We start from the raw sequence: 16,026 nt of genomic DNA on the forward strand, positions 1-16,026 counted from the left end.
TCTTCCTGTGCCAGCCTCCCGCCTGCGTCGTGTCGCCGTTCTCGTGCTCGAAGGCGCGAAACCCCTCGATGTCGGCATCCCCGCGCAGGTGTTCACCACCCGCGCGAGCATGCCGTACGAGGTGCGGGTGTGCGGGGCGGCCCCCGGCCGCGTGAGGGGCGGCGACGGCCTCGCGTACGACGTCGCCCACGGCCTGGACGCGCTCGCCTGGGCGGACATCGTCTTCGTCCCCGGCTACCGCTTCCCGGACCGCGACGACCCGCCGCGGGCGGTCCTCGACGCGCTGATCGCCGCCCACGAGCGGGGCGCGCGGCTCGCCGCCATCTCGACGGGCGCCTTCGCGCTCGCCGCCACCGGCCTGCTCGACGGCAGGCGCGCCACCACGCACTGGCATTACACGCGGGCACTCATGGCCCGGCATCCGCTCGTCCAGGTGGACGAGAACGTGCTGTTCGTGGACGAGGGCAGCGTGCTCACCTCGGCCGGCGCCGCCTCCGGCATCGACCTGTGCCTGCACATCCTGCGCGGCGACATCGGAGTGGCCGCCTCCAACCACGCGGCCCGGCGCCTGGTCGCCGCCCCCTACCGCAGCGGCGGCCAGGCCCAGTACGTGCCGCGCAGCGTCCCCGAGCCCGTCGGCGAGCGCTTCGGCGCCACCCGCGAATGGGCGCTGCACCGGCTCGGCGACCCCCTCACCCTCGACGTCCTGGCGCGCCGGGCGGGCGTCTCTCCGCGCACCTTCTCCCGGCGCTTCGTGGAGGAGACCGGCTACACGCCGATGCAGTGGGTGATGCGTGCCCGCCTCGACCTGGCCCGCGAACTGCTCGAACGCTCCCAGCGCAGCGTCGAGCAGATCGCCGCCGACGTCGGACTCGGCACCGGCGCCAACCTGCGCCTGCACTTCCAGCGCGTTCTCGGCACCACCCCGAGCGAATACCGGCGCACCTTCACACGGGGTGAGTGATCCACCCGCCGCTGGCGGGATCCTTTCGAACCATGGCGTTCCCGCCACTGTCCGCGGCGCGCCCTTGCGGACGAACCTGGTGGCGAACGGAAGGGAGATCACCCATGACCCGCATCGCCATCAACGGTTTCGGCCGTATCGGGCGGAACGTGCTGCGCGCCCTGCTCGAACGGGACAGCGCGCTCGAGATCGTCGCGGTCAACGACCTGACGGAGCCCGCCGCTCTCGCCCGGCTGCTCGCCTACGACAGCACGGCCGGCCGGCTCGGCCGCCCGGTGACGGTCGACGGGAACGCCCTCGTCGTGGACGGCCGCCGGATCACGGTGCTGGCCGAGCGCGAGCCGGCGAGCCTGCCCTGGGCCGAACTCGGCGTCGACATCGTCCTGGAGGCCACCGGCCGCTTCACCTCGGCGAAGGCCGCCCGCGCCCACCTCGACGCGGGCGCGAAGAAGGTACTCGTCAGCGCCCCGTCCGACGGCGCCGACGTCACGCTCGCGTACGGCGTCAACACCGACGCCTACGACCCGGCCGCGCACACGATCGTCTCGAACGCCTCCTGCACCACCAACGCGCTCGCGCCGCTGGCCGCGGTCCTCGACGAACTCGCCGGAATCGAGCACGGGTTCATGACCACGGTGCACGCCTACACCCAGGAGCAGAACCTCCAGGACGGCCCGCACCGCGACGCCCGCCGCGCCCGCGCCGCCGGCATCAACATCGTGCCGACCACGACCGGCGCCGCCAAGGCGATCGGCCTGGTGCTGCCGAACCTCGACGGCAAGCTGTCGGGCGACTCGATCCGCGTACCGGTGCCGGTGGGCTCGATCGTCGAACTCAACACGACCGTCGCCCGCGAGGTGACGCGCGAGGACGTGCTGGTCGCCTACCGCACCGCCGCACAGGGCCCGCTCGCCGGCATCCTCGAATACTCGGAGGACCCGCTCGTCTCCTCCGACATCACCGGCAACCCCGCCTCCTCGATCTTCGACTCGGCCCTCACCCGCGTCGACGGCCGCCACGTCAAGGTCGTCGCCTGGTACGACAACGAGTGGGGCTTCTCCAACCGCGTGATCGACACCCTCGAACTCCTCGCCGGACACTGAGCGGCGAGGTCGGGCGAACAGAGGGCAAGCCTGGTAGGCAGTACCCGTCGTCCTCTTGTCCTCGGGAGATCGTCCACCCCCTGCGGGACGACGAGTGGGGGGTACGGCGATTCTTCGTCCGCGACCCCAACGGCCGCGTGGTCAACGTCCTGAGCCACCGCTGACGCCGACGGCCCGGCCCGCCCAGCCAGCGGGCCGGGTCCGAGCGACCTCACGCGCGGGATTCGGCCAGGTCCGATGGCTTTGTGCCATTCATCGGCAACCCGCCTCCCGCGGCACTCGGACGCCGCTAGACAAGAAGGCGGGGGCGGTGTCCTGCCGTACTCACGGGGTGGCCGGCCGAGGGGGAGGTCTGGGCGGGTGCTGACCATGAACGATGCGCTGCCGCCGGCAGCTATCGGATCGCGGCGGTCGCGGCGCCGTGCGGAGGGCGGCCGATGAGCCGGCGCGTGCCCGCGGGGCGGGCGACGAGCAGGCGCCCTCCGGTGCGGCGGCGTACCCGCGGGCCGGGCAGGCGGCGGCAGCGCGCGGACGACCGGCTGATCGGCCTCCTGATCACCGCCGCCCTGGTGCTGGCCCTCGTGGTGACCGTCGTGAACTGGCTGCTGGCGCACTGGTGGGTCCTGGCTTTCGGCGTCGTGCTCGCGGCAGCCGCGGGCGCCGGCCGGCTCTGCCTGAAGCGGCAGCGGGCGCGGTGGGACGCGGTCCGCGCGCAGGGTTTGCGCTACGGGCTGGCCCAGCTGGACGCGCTGCACCATTCCCGGTTCGAGGACGCGGTACGGGACCTGATGCACCGTGACGGCTGCCGGGACGCGCTCCGCGTCGGCGGCGGCGGAGACCTGGGCGCCGATGTGAAGGCCACCGACCCCTACGGGCGCCGGTGGGTGATCCAGTGCAAACACCGGCGCAACGGCCTCGCCGGCTCCGCCGTGGGCACCCCGGACCTCCAGGTCCTCAACGGCACCGCTCGCCCGGTCCACGGAGCCGACGTCGCGGTCATCGTGACGAACGGCCGGGTCACCGCCCCGGCCCTGGCCTTCGCCGAACAGCAGCGCCTCCATGTGGTCGACCGGCACACCCTCGGGGCGTGGGCGTCCGGTTCGCGCCCGCTGTGGGAACTCCTGCGCGCCGTCCCGCCCCCGCGCAGACCGACCGCCCTGTCCTGAGCCGCGGGAAAAGGACTGGACGCGGACACGTCCTGGCTCGTAGTTTGCGGTCGACCGTGACACCGCCCGAGGAGGTGAGACCCATGAACGCTGTATCGACGTGGGTGCTCCCCCTTTCCCGTCACGGCCGGCGATCGACGTAGGTGTCGCCGGGAGCGCCTCCCACCAAGGCACTCCCGAAAGGCAACACCGTGCATTCTCTGCGGTTCACCACCGAGTCGTCCTCGAACGGCATGATCGAACGCGGCTTCACCGTCGGCGACGTCCCCGGAGTTCTCTGGTCGCCGCTCTCCGGCGCCGAGCACGCGCCCCTGGTCCTGATGGGCCACGGCGGCGGCAGGCACAAGAAGGAACCGGCCATGACGGGCCGCGCCCGTCTCCTCGTGAACGGCCTCGGCTTCCACGCCGCCGCCATCGACGCGCCCGGTCACGGCGACCGGCCGCGCACCGCGCAGGACGAGCAGGACATCGCCGAACTGCGCGCCGCGCAGGCGGCACGCGAGCCGGAAGGGCCGACCGTCGTCCGGTACAACGCCCGCCTGGCGCGGCTCGCCGTGCCCGAGTGGCGGGCGACCCTGGACGCCCTCCAGGAATTTCCCGAGATCGGCGCCGACGCACCGGTCGGTTACACCGGCCTCGGCCTGGGTACCGCGATCGGCGTGCCGCTGGTGGCGGCCGAGCCCAGGATCAGGGCCGCGGTCTTCGGCCTGCACTGGCCCGACGCCCTGGTCGAGACGGCGAAGCGGATCACCGTCCCGGTCGAGTTCGACCTCCAGTGGGACGACGAGCGCATCCCGCGCGAGGCCGGCCTGGCGCTGTTCGACGCCTTCGCGTCGAAGGAGAAGACCCTGCACGCCAACGCGGGCAAGCACTTCGACTGGCCCAGGTTCGAGGTCGACAGCGCGGTCCGCTTCCTCGCCCGCCACCTCGGCCGGGCGGCCACCGCACCGGCCTGAGCCGAGCGGTGGCGGCGCCCGGTCGCCCGACCGGCGCCGCCACCGCGGCCGCACCCTGCGCGGACCGGGGAAAATCCCGGGTCGTCATACCGGGGCGGTCGCCCTGCGGCGACCGCCCCGGTGGATCACGCTATGGCCGGTCAGCCCCGGACGATGTTCTGGGCCTGGGGCCCCTTCTGGCCCTGGCCGATGTCGAAGGTGACCTGCTCGCCCTCGGTGAGCTCGCGGAATCCACCGCCCTGGATCTCGGAATAGTGCGCGAAGACGTCAGCTCCTCCGCCGTCCTGGGCGATGAAGCCGTACCCCTTCTCGGAGTTGAACCATTTCACGGTGCCGCTGGCCATCAATCGATCCTTCGTTCATACCGGGAGCCACCCATGTCCGGGGCTGCTCCGGCTCCCTTGGCAGTGGGAGCCGACATCGTTTCTACCCCGAGCACCCCGGCGTATCCCGCTCATGACACAGCAGTCGGCGTGGTGTCGTCGCGCGGAACGCGCTCCGCGAGCGTCGTGAGCCTCCTTCTGGCCGTCGTTCACACGAGTCGCATACCGCCCGAGGGGCCCGCCGCCCGTACGCCATTCCGGTGACGATCGGCAGGGGGACGCCCGCGATGCCGGAGGTGCGAGGGGGAAGAGGGGAAGGACGGGAGGGAGGGGGAAAGGGGAGGAGGGAAGGCAGGAGACTGACGTGGCGCTTGAGCGGATCGGGCTGGCCGAGGTACTGACCGCGGCGGAGAACGCCGCACCGATGGCTTCGGTGGACGTGGTCGCGCGCAATCTGCGGGACCGGTTCGGGGCCCGGTACGTGTCGTTCCTCTTCGTCGACATCGTCCACCGCAAGCTGGTCCGGGTCGGCGAGGAAGGTGCCCCGCACGAAGGCCGCCGCGCCGATCAGGTCGACCTGCGCGACAGCGTCTACGAGGACGTCCTGCGCTCCCAGCGACTGGTGTGCACGCCGGCGGACGACGGGCGGGGGCGACGGGTGCTCGCCCCGGTCACCAACCGCGGCGACGCCATCGGCGTCCTGGAGCTGTCCTTGCCGGATGCCGGGCAGGACGTACTGGAGCAGGTGGAAGAGGCCGCCCACCCGCTGGCGTACCTCATCGTCACGGACCGCCGGTTCACCGACCTGTACCAGTGGGGCCAGCGCACCACCGGGATCAGCCTGGCCGCCGAGATCCAGCGCGAGCTCCTGCCCTCGGCCTCCTCCTTCGAGGCGGCCGAGTTCGCCCTCGCCTGCGCCCTGGTCCCCGCCGACAGCATCGCCGGCGACACCTACGACTACGCCCTCGACCACGACACCCTGCACCTGTCCCTCACCGATGCCATGGGCCACGACGTGGACGCGGCCCTGATGGCCACCCTCCTGGTCAACGCCTCCCGTGGCGCCCGCCGTGCCGGGGCCGGCCTCGTCGAGCAGGCATGCCGGACCCACCAGGCGATGCTCGACCACGGCCGCGGCACCTTCGCCACCGGCCAGCTGCTGCGCATCGCCCTCGACGGGAGCGGCGCCGAGATCGTCAACGCGGGTCATCCCTGGCCGCTGCGGCTGCGCGCGGGCGCGATCGAGGAAGTTCCGCCGGCCGTCGACCTGCCCTTCGGCGTCCCCACCGCCCACGGCTCCTACCAGGCGCAGAACCTCGACCTGCGGCCCGGCGACCGCCTCGTGCTCTACACCGACGGCATGCAGGAACGCCGGGCCCGCACGGCCGACCTGCCCGAACTGATCCGGGAAACCGCAGGCGAGCGGCCCCGCGAGGTCGTACGGGCGCTGACCGGGGCGGTCGAGCACGCCTGCGGCGGGCACCTCCAGGACGACGCCACCGTGGTGTGCCTGGACTGGCACGGCCCCCACCCCGAAGGCCGCAGCGCGAACGCCGGGGCCGACACCGACCCGGCCGCCCGGAACCGGTGACGCGGGCCCGGCCCCGGCTCAGGCGATGCCGAGGCGTTCGGTCAGTTCGACCAGGGCCGCACCGAGCGGCAGCGCCACGTGCGCGTGCGCGAGGTCGTCGCCGCGGGTCGGGCCGAGGTTGATGATGGAGACGGGCTTGCCGTCCTTCGCGGCCCGCCGGACGAACCGCAGCCCCGACAGAACGGCCAGGGACGAGCCGAGCACGAGCAGAGAGTCGGCCGCGTCGACCAGCTCGAAGCAGCGCTGGGTGCGGGACTTGGGCACGTTCTCCCCGAAGAACACGACGTACGGTTTGAGCACGCCGCCGCACCGCTCGCACGGCACGACCCGGAACGTGCGGACGATGTCGTCGGGCAGTTCGATGTCGCCGTCGGGATTGACCCGCAGTCCGGCGGCGTCCCGCGCCGCGAGGAAGTCCCCGTTCTCGGCGCGCAGCCGGGCGTCCAGCTCGTCGCGCGGCCCGATCGTCCCGCAGTCCAGGCAGACGACCCGGTCCAGACTGCCGTGCAGGGCGACGGCGTCCGTCGTCCCGGCCGCCTGGTGCAGCCCGTCCACGTTCTGCGTGATCACGGCGCTGACGTGCCCGGAGGCGCGCAGTGCCTGAACGGCGTGGTGCCCCGCGTTGGGCCGGGCCCCGGCCATGGCACGGCGCCCGACGTACCCGCGGGCCCAGTAGCGGCGCCGGTTCTCCTCGGCCGAGACGAAGTCCTGGTAGGTCATGGGGGAGTGCCGCCGGTGCCGCCCGCTCGCGCCCCGGTAGTCGGGGATGCCGGACTCGGTGGAGATCCCGGCGCCGGTCAGCACCGCCACCTTGCCGGCGGCCACTTGCCCGGCGATCTCGTCCATCCCGCCGGCGGGACGGACACCGGTGTCGGGTATCGGGCCGACGATCGGACGCATACGCATATGGGCAGCTTAGGTCAGCGGGTACGACGGCGGACGGTACGTCTGCGCCGGTCGGTCCCCCCTCGCCCGGCGTCGGCCGGCGGTTCAGGGGAGGGGGACCGCCGTGCCCGTCACCTCGATGCCGCTGGCCGGGTCCGCGGGCGGCGTGACCAGCCCGTTGGCGCGGAGGTAGCCGCCGAGGGCCGCGGCCGCCGCGCCGGTGGCCGGGTCCTCCACGACGCCGCCCGGCGGGAACGGGTTGCGGGCGTGGAGGACGGTGTCCGACTCGCGGTGCACGAGCGCGATGGTCGTCCAGCCCCGGCGCACCATCAGGGCGTCGAGCGGAGTTCGGCGAGGTCGGCGTCGGAGCGGTCCGCTGTCCGGGGCTGGCTCGGCGCTGACCAGGGTGGCCGTGACGGAGCCGTCCGGGGCGGTGGCGGTGGTCACCGGGACGGGTCCCGCCCTGGTGTGCAGCAGCAGGCGGCCGACGCCGTGCCGGGAGGCGTGCGCGACGGCCGTCGCGATGGTGGCGTGTCCGCAGGACGGGTCCTCGGCCTGTGGGCTGAAGTACCGGATGTCGAGCGACCCGCCGGGGCGCGCGACGGCGAACGCCGTTTCCGAGTACCCGACTTCGGCGGCGGGCGCGGCCATCGTCGCCTCGTCCCGGCCGGCGTCCAGCACCGCACCCGCCGGGTTCGCGCCGAGAGGGTCGCTTTCCGGCTGACCGTCGAGTCCGCTGGTCGCCTCGTGGCCCGTGGCCGTCCTCAGACGGTTCTCAGCCACTGGTGGACCGCGGTCGCGGTGGTGCGGGCATGTTCCTCCAGCATGGTGAAGTGGTCGCCGGGCACGCTGATCTCGGTGTGCGGGAGGCTCCAGGTCGGGGCGGGTTCGGTGCCGGGCAGCGGGTCGCGAGCCCGTACGTACAGCGTGGGACAGGCGAGCGGCGCGGGCTGCCAGCCGGCGAAGAGCTCGAAGTACCCGGCCATGGCGGTGAGCCGGTCGGGGCTGGTGGAGGCGAATTCCGCCGCCCGGCGCAGCATGTCCGACGTCATCGGGGAGAGCGCCCGGTCCCGCTCGCCGTGGCCCGGAGGATAGGTGTCCAGCAGGACCACCGCCGCCGGGCCGGCGCCCTCGGACTCCAGGCGCTCCGCCACGGCATGGGCCACCCAGCCGCCGGCCGACCGCCCCAGCAGGACGACAGGCCCCTCGGCCGCGCGGACGGCCAGGGCCTGGGCGGTGACCAGGGCCTCCAGCGTGCCGGGCAGTGCCTCTCCGGGCTCGAACCCCGGCTGCCGTACCGCGGACACCGGCCGCAGCCCGCGCAGTCCGGCACCGAAGCGCGCGTACTCCTGCGGTCCGGACACCGCGCTGAGCGCGGGGGCGCAGACCAGCCGGACCCCGGCGCCGCCCGCCGCGAGCGGGACGGGCTCGCGCGCCGCACCGGCCGCACCGGTCCGGTCGAAGACCGGGCGCAGACGCGCGGCCATGGTGAGGAGCGCCATGCCGTCCCAGGTCCGGCCCTGGGCACAGGCGGTACGAAAGAGCGCGCCCAGAGAGTCCGGAGTTTCCGCCGCGTCGGCGGACCTTGGTCCGGAGGGGACCGGGGGAGCGCCCGCCCGCGAACCACCCGCCGCGTTCTCCTCCGCGGGGGATGCCTCGGCGGCATACCGCCGTGTCAGCTCGGTGGCGAGCGCGCGTGGCGTCGGGAAGTCGAACAGCAGCGTGGACGGCAGCGCCAGCCCCGTCCGGCTTTCCAGCTCGTTGCGCAGGTCGACCGCGGCCAAGGAGTCCAGCCCCAGGTCCGCCAGCAGGGCGTCCTCCTCGATCTCGCCGGGTGACTCCGCGTGGCCCAGGACGCGCGCCGCCAGCGTCCGGACCTCGGTGAGCAGCCCCCCGGCCCGCTCGCCGGGCGAGGCGGTCGCCGGCGCCCGGTCGCGTCGGTCCCGGCCCCTGCCGCCCGCACCGGCGGGAGCGGGGAGCCGGTTCGCCGCCGGGCCGGCGGCGGGGGAGAGGCGGGCCGCCACCACCACGGGCTCGTCACCGGCCACGGCGGCATCGAACAGGGCCAGGCCCTCTTCCGGTCCGAGCGGGGCGAACCCGGCACGGGCCATCCGCTGCCGGTCCGCGTCGTCGAGGTGCGCCATCATGCCGTCCCCCTGCCGCCAGGGGCCCCAGACGATCGACGTACCGGCTAGCCCGCGCCGGCGGCGGTGCCGTGCCAGGGCGTCCAACACACAGTTGGCGGCGGCGTAGTTGGCCTGGCCCGCGGAGCCGAAGACGCCCGCCACCGAGGAGAACAGCGCGAACAGCGCCAGATCCTGACCATCCGTCAGTTCGTGCAGCGCGAGCGCGGCGTCCGCCTTGGGACGCAGTACCCGCCGCAGCCGGTCGGCGGTGAGCGCCGTGACGACACCGTCGTCCAGCACCCCCGCGGTGTGCACGACGCCGGTCAGCGGGTGGGCCGCCGGAACCGCGTCGAGCAGGGCGGCGAGCGCGGCCCGGTCCGCGACGTCACAGGAGCGCACGGTCACTCGGGCGCCCGCCGCGCCCAGCTCCGCGACGAGTCGCCGGGTCCCCGGAGCATCCGCCCCGCGTCGCCCGGCGAGCAGCAGATGACGGACGCCGTGGGCGGTGACCAGGTGCCGCGCCACCAGCCTGCCCAGGGAACCGGTGCCGCCGGTGACCAGGACCGTGCCCTCCGGATCGAGCCTCCGCGGCTCCGGTGCCGAGGTCAGGGGCACCAGCTTCGGCACGTACACCGTCCCTTGGCGTACGGCCGCTTCCGGCAGCGCGGCGGCCGACAGAGCGGGCAGGACACTCCAGGAGTCGGGGTGTTCGTCCGCGTCGATCAGGGCGAAGCGCCCCGGATGCTCGCGCATGGCCGAGCGGACCAGCCCCCACACCGGTGTGTGCGCCGGTACGGGCGCGGTCTCGCCGTCCCGGTCGGCGGGCGCGTCGTCGGCCGGAGTGACGACGCCGGACGTGACGAGGACGAGCCGGGAGCGGGCCAGGTGCGGTGCCGCGAGCCACTCCTGTACGAGCCTCAGCGCCCGCTCCGCCGCCTCCAGCAGCCCGACGGCCGGGTCCCGCGTGCCGTCGGCCGGGCCGGGCGGCGGGCACGGGGCCACGACGACGGCCGCCGACGCGTCGCAGTCCGCCGGGGCCTGGTACACCGGGATGCCGGAACCAGGGGACGCGAGGGCGTCCACCAGCGGTGTGCCCGCCGTACCCAGAACCGCCCCGTGGGGCGCCGGGCCGGTTGCCGGCGGCTCGGCCAGCGGCACCCAGTCCGTACGGTGGAGGGCGGCGGTGCCCGCGTCCGCCGTCGCCGCTCCGGTACGCGGCAGGGGCCGGAGCGTCAGCGCACGCACCGTCGCCACCGGTGAACCCGTCTCGTCGGCCAGCTCCATCCGGGTCCGCCCGCCGGGCCCCGGCACCGCCCGCACGCGCAGACGCCGTACGCCACCGGTGTGCACCCGCACCCCGCCGAAGGCGAACGGCAGGGACAGCCCGCCGGTCGCGCCGGAGCCGTCCGTGCGCAGGTCGGCCAGGGCGAGGACGTGGAGCGCCGCGTCGAGCAGCGCGGGGTGCAGGACGAACTCCGGTCCGTCACCCTCCGGACACGGCGCCCCGGCCGCTGCGGGCAGCTCGACGTCGGCGTACAGCTCCTCCCCGTGCCTCCAGGCGGCGAGCAGGCCCCGGAAGGCGGGACCGTAGCGCAGCCCTTCGGCGGCCAGTCGGTCGTACGATCCGCTCCCCGGACCGTCGGCGGCCAGTCGCACCGCTCCCCGCGGTGGCCAGGACCCGAGCGGCCGGGCGGCGCGCGGCCGGGGGACGCCCCCGGTCCCGGCGGTGGCCGCCTCCGGGCCCTCGGGCGGCAGCGCCGGTGAGAGAGTGCCGACGGCGTGCCGGCGCCACGGCTCGTCCTTTGCGGTGGGGTACGGGCGGGAGTGGAAGGACACGGCCCGCCGCCCCGCACCGTCCGGCCCCGCCACCTTCGCCTGCAAGGCCACGGCACCGTCCGGGGGCAAGGGCAGCGGCGCGGTCAGGACCAGCTCGTCCAGGACGGTGGCGCCCGCCGGCGCACCGGCGTGCAGGGCCATCTCGACGAAGGCGGTCGCCGGCAGCAGGACCTCCCCGGCCACCACATGGTCGGCGAGCCACGGCTGTTCGCGCACCGACAACACCGCGCTCAGCAGCCAGCCGTCGTCGTCGGCGGTGTGGACGCGCGACCGCAGGAACGGATGGGTGGGCTCGGCCGTCGGCGGCAGGAACGGACGGGCGGGCTCGGTCGTCGGGTGCGCGGGCGGATGGCCCGGGGTGGCGGCCTCCAGCCAGTAGCGGCGGCGCTGGAAGGCGTACGTGGGCAGTGCGACGCGCCGCCCGCCGCGTCCGGTGAACACGGCCCGCCAGTCGACGGGCACGCCGTCGGCGTGCAGCGCGGCCAGCGTGTCGAGCAGGGCGTCCGGTTCCGGCCGCGTCCGGCGCAGCGCCGGCAGGACCGGCGGCTCCGGGCGCCGCTCACCGCCACCCGTGTCCGCACCGACCGTGGTGTCCGTGGCCGCACCGACCGTGGTGCCCGTGCCCTCGCCGGTCTCTGTGGGCCCAGCCGCGCTGAGGCACTCCCGCACCGAAGCGGTGAGCACCCCGTCCGGCCCCAGCTCGACGTAGTGCGTCGCCCCTCGCTCACCCAGGTACCGGACCGCGTCGGCGAAGCGGACCGGGCGGCGGATCTGCTCCACCCAGAACCCGGGTGTGCGCAGCTCCTCGTCGGTGGCCGCGCGGCCCTCGACGGCGGTGAGCAGGGGCAACCGCGGGGCCGAGAAGGCCAGATGCCGGACCACGTCGGCGAAGTCGGCCAGCACGGGCTCCATGTGCGCGCAGTGGAAGGCATGGCCGACCCGCAGTGGCGACACCGAACGGCCCCGCGCCCTGAAGTGCGCGGCGACCTCCCGCACCGCGGCCTCGTCGCCGGAGACGACCACCGAGGCGGGCCCGTCGACCGCGGCGATCTCCGCCGCACACCCGGTGGCCGCGAGGTGGGCCGCCACCTCGTCCTCAGCGGCGGCCAGCGCCGCCATCGCGCCGCCCGCGGGCAGCGCGTCCATCAGCCGGCCGCGGGCCGCCACCAGGGTGCAGGCGTCCGCGAGGGACAGCACCCCGGCGGCATGGGCCGCCGTCACCTCGCCCACCGAGTGCCCGGCCACCAGCGCGGGACGTACCCCCCATGCCTCGAACTGCCGGAACAGGGCCGTCTCCAGGGCCAGGAGCGCCGGCTGCGCGAACCGGGTCGTGCGCAGGAGCGCGCCCGCGCTCGTGCCGGGCCCGGCGAACAGGACGTCCCGCAGGGGCGCCGGCAGCAGCGGGTCGAGCAGGGCGCAGCACTCGTCCAGCGCACGGGCGAAGACCGGATACGCCTCCCGCGACGCGTACAACTCGCTTCCCATGCCCACGCGTTGACTGCCCTGGCCGGTGAACAGCACGGCGATCCGTGCCGCTTGGCGAGAGGTTCCCCTGTGCACTCCGGGGTGCCTGTCGCCCTCGGCCAACGCCCGTAGCGAGCCGAGCAGTTCGGCGCGGTCGCGGGCGACCACCACGGCCCGGTGCTCGAAGGCCGTACGCGTGGTGGCGAGCGAGTGCCCGAGGTCCACCAGGGCCGTGTCGGGGGCGGCGGCCACATGGTCGTACAGCCGTCGTGCCTGCTCCCGCAGCGCCGGCGCGTTCCTGGCCGACACCGGAAAGGCCACCGCGGCCCCCGCCGGATGCCCGGCCACAGGCGATACGGCCGCCCCCGCCCCCTCGTCGCGCGGGGGCTCCTCCAGCACCACATGGGCGTTGGTGCCGCTGATGCCGAAGGACGACACCCCCGCCCGGCGCGGGCGGTCCGTCGCGGGCCACTCCACCGCGCGGGTCAGCAGCGCGACCCGCCCCGGCGACCAGTCGACACGGGGGGTCGGCTCGTCGGCGTGCAGGGTGCGCGGCAGCACACCGTGCCGCATCGCCTGCACCAACTTGATCACCCCGGCCACCCCGGCGGCGGCCTGGGTGTGTCCGATGTTCGACTTCACCGAGCCCAGCCGCAGGGGACTTGGCCGCGGCTCGCGCCCGTACGTCGCGAAGAACGCCTCCGCCTCGATGACGTCACCAAGGCGGGTGCCGGTGCCGTGCGCCTCCACCGCGTCGACGTCCCCGAACGCCAGCCCGGCGTCCGCGAGCGCCTGCCGGATCACCCGCTGCTGGGCCGGTCCGTGCGGCGCGGTCAGTCCGTTGCTCGCCCCGTCCTGGTTCACCGCCGAGCCGCGCACCACGGCCAGCACCGGAAGCCGGGCGCGGCGCGCCTCGGACAGGCGGCTCAGCAGCAGCATCCCGGCGCCCTCGGCCCACCCCGTGCCATCGGCCGACGCGCCGAACGCCTTGCAGCGGCCGTCCGGTGCCAGCGCCCGCTGCCGGCTGAACTCCACGAACGACGAGGGCCCCGACATCACCGTGGCACCGCCGGCCAACGCGAAGGCGCACTCGCCCCGGCGCAGCGCCTGGGCCGCGAGGTGCAGGGCCACGAGGGACGAGGAACACGCCGTGTCCACGGTGAGGGCCGGCCCTTCCAGGCCCAGGGTGTAGGCGATACGCCCCGAGGCGACGCTGCCGGCGTTGCCGAGGCCCAGGTACCCCTCGACCTGCTCCGGCGTCGTCGCCAGGCGCCGGGCGTAGTCGCTGTACATCAGCCCGACGTACACCCCGGTCGCCGAGCCGCGCAGGTCGGCGGGGACAAGACCGGCGTGCTCGAAGGACTCCCACGCCACTTCGAGCAGCAGCCGGTGCTGCGGGTCCATCGCCAGCGCCTCGCGGGGGGAGATGCCGAAGAATCCGGGGTCGAAGAGGTCCACGCCGGTGAGGAAGCCGCCCTCGCGCACATACGTCCGGCCGGGCCGGCCGGGGTCCGGGTCGTACAGCGCCCGGACGTCCCAGCCCCGGTCGGCGGGGAAGGGGCCGATGGCGTCCCTCCCGTCGGCGACCAGCCGCCACAGTTCCTCCGGGGAGGTCACACCGCCGGGGTAGCGGCACGCCATCCCCACGATCACCACGGGATCGTCGTCCGGCCGGTCCGCACCCGGGCGCACGGCACCGGCACCGGCCGGCGCGGCGGCGTTCCGTTGCCCGAGGTGGGCGGCGAGCGCGGCCGCCGTGGGGAAGTCGAAGGCGACGGCCTCGGAGAGCGGCAGCCCGGTCACCGCCGACAGCCGCTCCCGCAGCACCGTCGCCGTCAGCGAGTCCATGCCCAAGTCCCGCAGCGCGGTGCCCGGTTCCACCGACCGAGGCGTACACCCGAGTACGGCCGCCACCTCGCCCCGCACCAGGTCCAGCAGTTCCTTGGCCGGTACCCGGCCCTGCCCGGCAGGCGCGGAGATGTGCCGGCCGACCTCCCCGGCGGCCTCCGCGCCCAGCGCCCGCGCGGGCAGGGCGGCGAGGTCCCGGCGCAGGATCTTCCCGGAGACGGTACGGGGGATGCCGGTCACCTCGAACAGCTCGACCGGCACCTTCGCACCGGACAGCCCCGCGCGGCAGGCCGCGAGGACGCGCCCCCGGTCCAGCCCGCCACCCGGCCCGGCGACCAGATATGCGACCGGCACCTCGCCGAAGACCGGGTGCGGGCGCCCGGCCACGGCGGCGTCGGCCACCCCCGGAAGCCGCCGCAGCACCGCCTCCACCTCCGCCGGGTGGATGTTCACCCCACCCCGGACGATCAGCTCGCTCGCCCGGCCGGTGACCGCCAGTTCACCGGAGGCGTCGATCCTGACCAGGTCGCCGGTGCGGAACCAGCCGTCGCGCAGCACCTCCGCGGTGGCCTCCGGCCTGCCGTGGTAACCGGCCATGACGCCGGGCCCGTTGACCCACAACTCACCCTCGCCCGTGTCCCGTCCGTCGGGACCCCCGCCGACCCGGACACGGATACCGGGCAGCACCCGGCCGCACGCTCCGTCCGCCGTCGCCTCACCCGGCGCCGCCATGGTGACCGGGCCCGCCTCCGTGCTGCCGTAGTGCTCCAGATAGGGGACACGGCAGACCGCCTCGAACAACTCGCGGAACCCGCGCGGCGCCGCGGCACCACCGCTGATGCAGCCGCGCAGCGCGGGGGCGCCGAGACCGGCGGCGTCCTCCTCGCCCCGGACCGCGTCGAGCAGCGCCGAGTAGGTGGTCGGGACCCCGCCGAGAAGCGTGAACGGGGCGCCGCTGCCGCGCAGTTCGCGGAGCACGCCCGCCACCGAGAACCGGGGCAGCAGCACCGCGCTCGCGCCCACCGCGGTCACGCCCAGGAAGCACACCACCTGACTCATCGCGTGATGGAGGGGCAACGGCCACAGCACACGGTCCCGTTCGGACAGGCCCAGGACACCGACGAGCCCTGTCGCGACCGGCGAGAGGCGGTTGCGCTGCGTGGACAGGACGCCCTTGGGCGCTCCGGAGGAGCCCGACGTGTAGAGCAGCCAGGCCACTTCGTCCAGCCCGAGATCGTCCCGGCAGGGCGTCCGCGGCTCCGCATCCGCCAACTCCTCGTAGCGCAGCACCCCGTCCCGTACGGCGGACCGTCCCCCGTCCGCGCCGGAGCGCGAACTCCGTTCCTCGTCCGTCTTGTTGGCGCCCCCGGCGACCACCACGGTCATCCCGGACCGGGAGGACAGCGCTCGGTGCCGGGTCAGGCAGGCGTCGTCGGTGACGAGCAGCCGCGCCCCGCTGTCGTCCAGCAGGCGGATCAGCTCGTCCTGCGAACCATCGGGGTCCAGCGGCACGCCCACGCAGCTCGCGCGGGTGACCGCGAGCAGGCTCTCGACCGCCTCGACCCGGTTGCCGAGCAGCACGGCCACCCGGTCCCCGCGCTCCAGACCGAGCCCGGCCAGATGACCGGCCAGCCGCGCGGTCCTGCGCTCCAGCTCGCGGTAGGTCACACGCCGGACCGGGTCCTCGAAGCAGACCTTGTCCCCGAGGCGGCGGGCATGGCCCCGGAGCAGGTCCGCCAGCGGCCTGACCACATCGACGTGCAT

Annotated in this window: 9 protein-coding genes and 1 pseudogene; 6 read left to right on the forward strand and 4 right to left on the reverse strand. The window is 74.9% G+C overall.

Features of this window, described 5'->3' with window-relative positions:
* Positions 1-7: 7 nt before the first annotated feature.
* The 5 genes and pseudogenes from ACE4Q9_RS32495 (at position 8) to ACE4Q9_RS32515 (ending at position 4,189) form a co-directional block, all read left to right on the forward strand.
* A complete protein-coding gene (locus ACE4Q9_RS32495) occupies positions 8-964 on the forward strand; it encodes a GlxA family transcriptional regulator (protein WP_397988089.1) in 957 nt (318 codons plus the stop codon).
* Positions 965-1,068: 104 nt separating this feature from the next.
* Positions 1,069-2,067 (forward strand): type I glyceraldehyde-3-phosphate dehydrogenase, encoded by a 999-nt coding sequence (gene gap / locus ACE4Q9_RS32500; protein WP_397988090.1) that lies wholly within the window; start codon positions 1,069-1,071, stop codon positions 2,065-2,067.
* 65 nt (positions 2,068-2,132) lie between these two features.
* Positions 2,133-2,231 (forward strand): annotated as a pseudogene (locus ACE4Q9_RS32505) (glyoxalase); the annotation flags it as partial.
* 273 nt (positions 2,232-2,504) lie between these two features.
* Positions 2,505-3,233: a restriction endonuclease gene (locus ACE4Q9_RS32510; RefSeq protein ID WP_397988091.1), complete on the forward strand. Its 729-nt coding sequence runs from the start codon at positions 2,505-2,507 to the stop codon at positions 3,231-3,233.
* A gap of 191 nt (positions 3,234-3,424) precedes the next feature.
* Positions 3,425-4,189: a dienelactone hydrolase family protein gene (locus ACE4Q9_RS32515; RefSeq protein ID WP_397988092.1), complete on the forward strand. Its 765-nt coding sequence runs from the start codon at positions 3,425-3,427 to the stop codon at positions 4,187-4,189.
* 140 nt (positions 4,190-4,329) lie between these two features.
* On the opposite strand, the gene ACE4Q9_RS32520 is transcribed toward ACE4Q9_RS32515, so the two are convergent.
* Positions 4,330-4,533, reverse strand: coding sequence for a cold-shock protein (locus ACE4Q9_RS32520; protein WP_037661210.1), 204 nt, complete (start codon positions 4,531-4,533; stop codon positions 4,330-4,332).
* 343 nt (positions 4,534-4,876) lie between these two features.
* Here ACE4Q9_RS32520 and ACE4Q9_RS32525 point away from each other — a divergent pair, with 343 nt between their 5' ends.
* The gene (locus ACE4Q9_RS32525; protein WP_397988093.1) at positions 4,877-6,103 is read left to right on the forward strand and encodes a PP2C family protein-serine/threonine phosphatase; all 1,227 of its coding nucleotides are present in this window, start codon (positions 4,877-4,879) and stop codon (positions 6,101-6,103) included.
* Between the two features lie 18 nt (positions 6,104-6,121).
* On the opposite strand, the gene ACE4Q9_RS32530 is transcribed toward ACE4Q9_RS32525, so the two are convergent.
* The 3 genes from ACE4Q9_RS32530 to ACE4Q9_RS32540 all read right to left on the reverse strand — a co-directional run bounded on the left by ACE4Q9_RS32530 (position 6,122) and on the right by ACE4Q9_RS32540 (position 16,026).
* Positions 6,122-7,009, reverse strand: a complete 888-nt coding sequence (locus ACE4Q9_RS32530) for an NAD-dependent protein deacetylase (RefSeq protein ID WP_397988094.1) — start codon at positions 7,007-7,009, stop codon at positions 6,122-6,124.
* An 84-nt stretch (positions 7,010-7,093) separates the two neighbouring features.
* Positions 7,094-7,756, reverse strand: coding sequence for a PhzF family phenazine biosynthesis protein (locus ACE4Q9_RS32535; RefSeq protein ID WP_397988295.1), 663 nt, complete (start codon positions 7,754-7,756; stop codon positions 7,094-7,096).
* Entirely contained in the window at positions 7,753-16,026 is an 8,274-nt protein-coding gene (locus ACE4Q9_RS32540; protein ID WP_397988296.1) for a type I polyketide synthase, read from the reverse strand. The genes ACE4Q9_RS32535 and ACE4Q9_RS32540 overlap by 4 nt, the downstream gene beginning before the upstream one ends.

It is taken from the genome of Streptomyces sp. AM6-12 (assembly GCF_044327085.1).
Classification (GTDB): domain Bacteria; phylum Actinomycetota; class Actinomycetes; order Streptomycetales; family Streptomycetaceae; genus Streptomyces.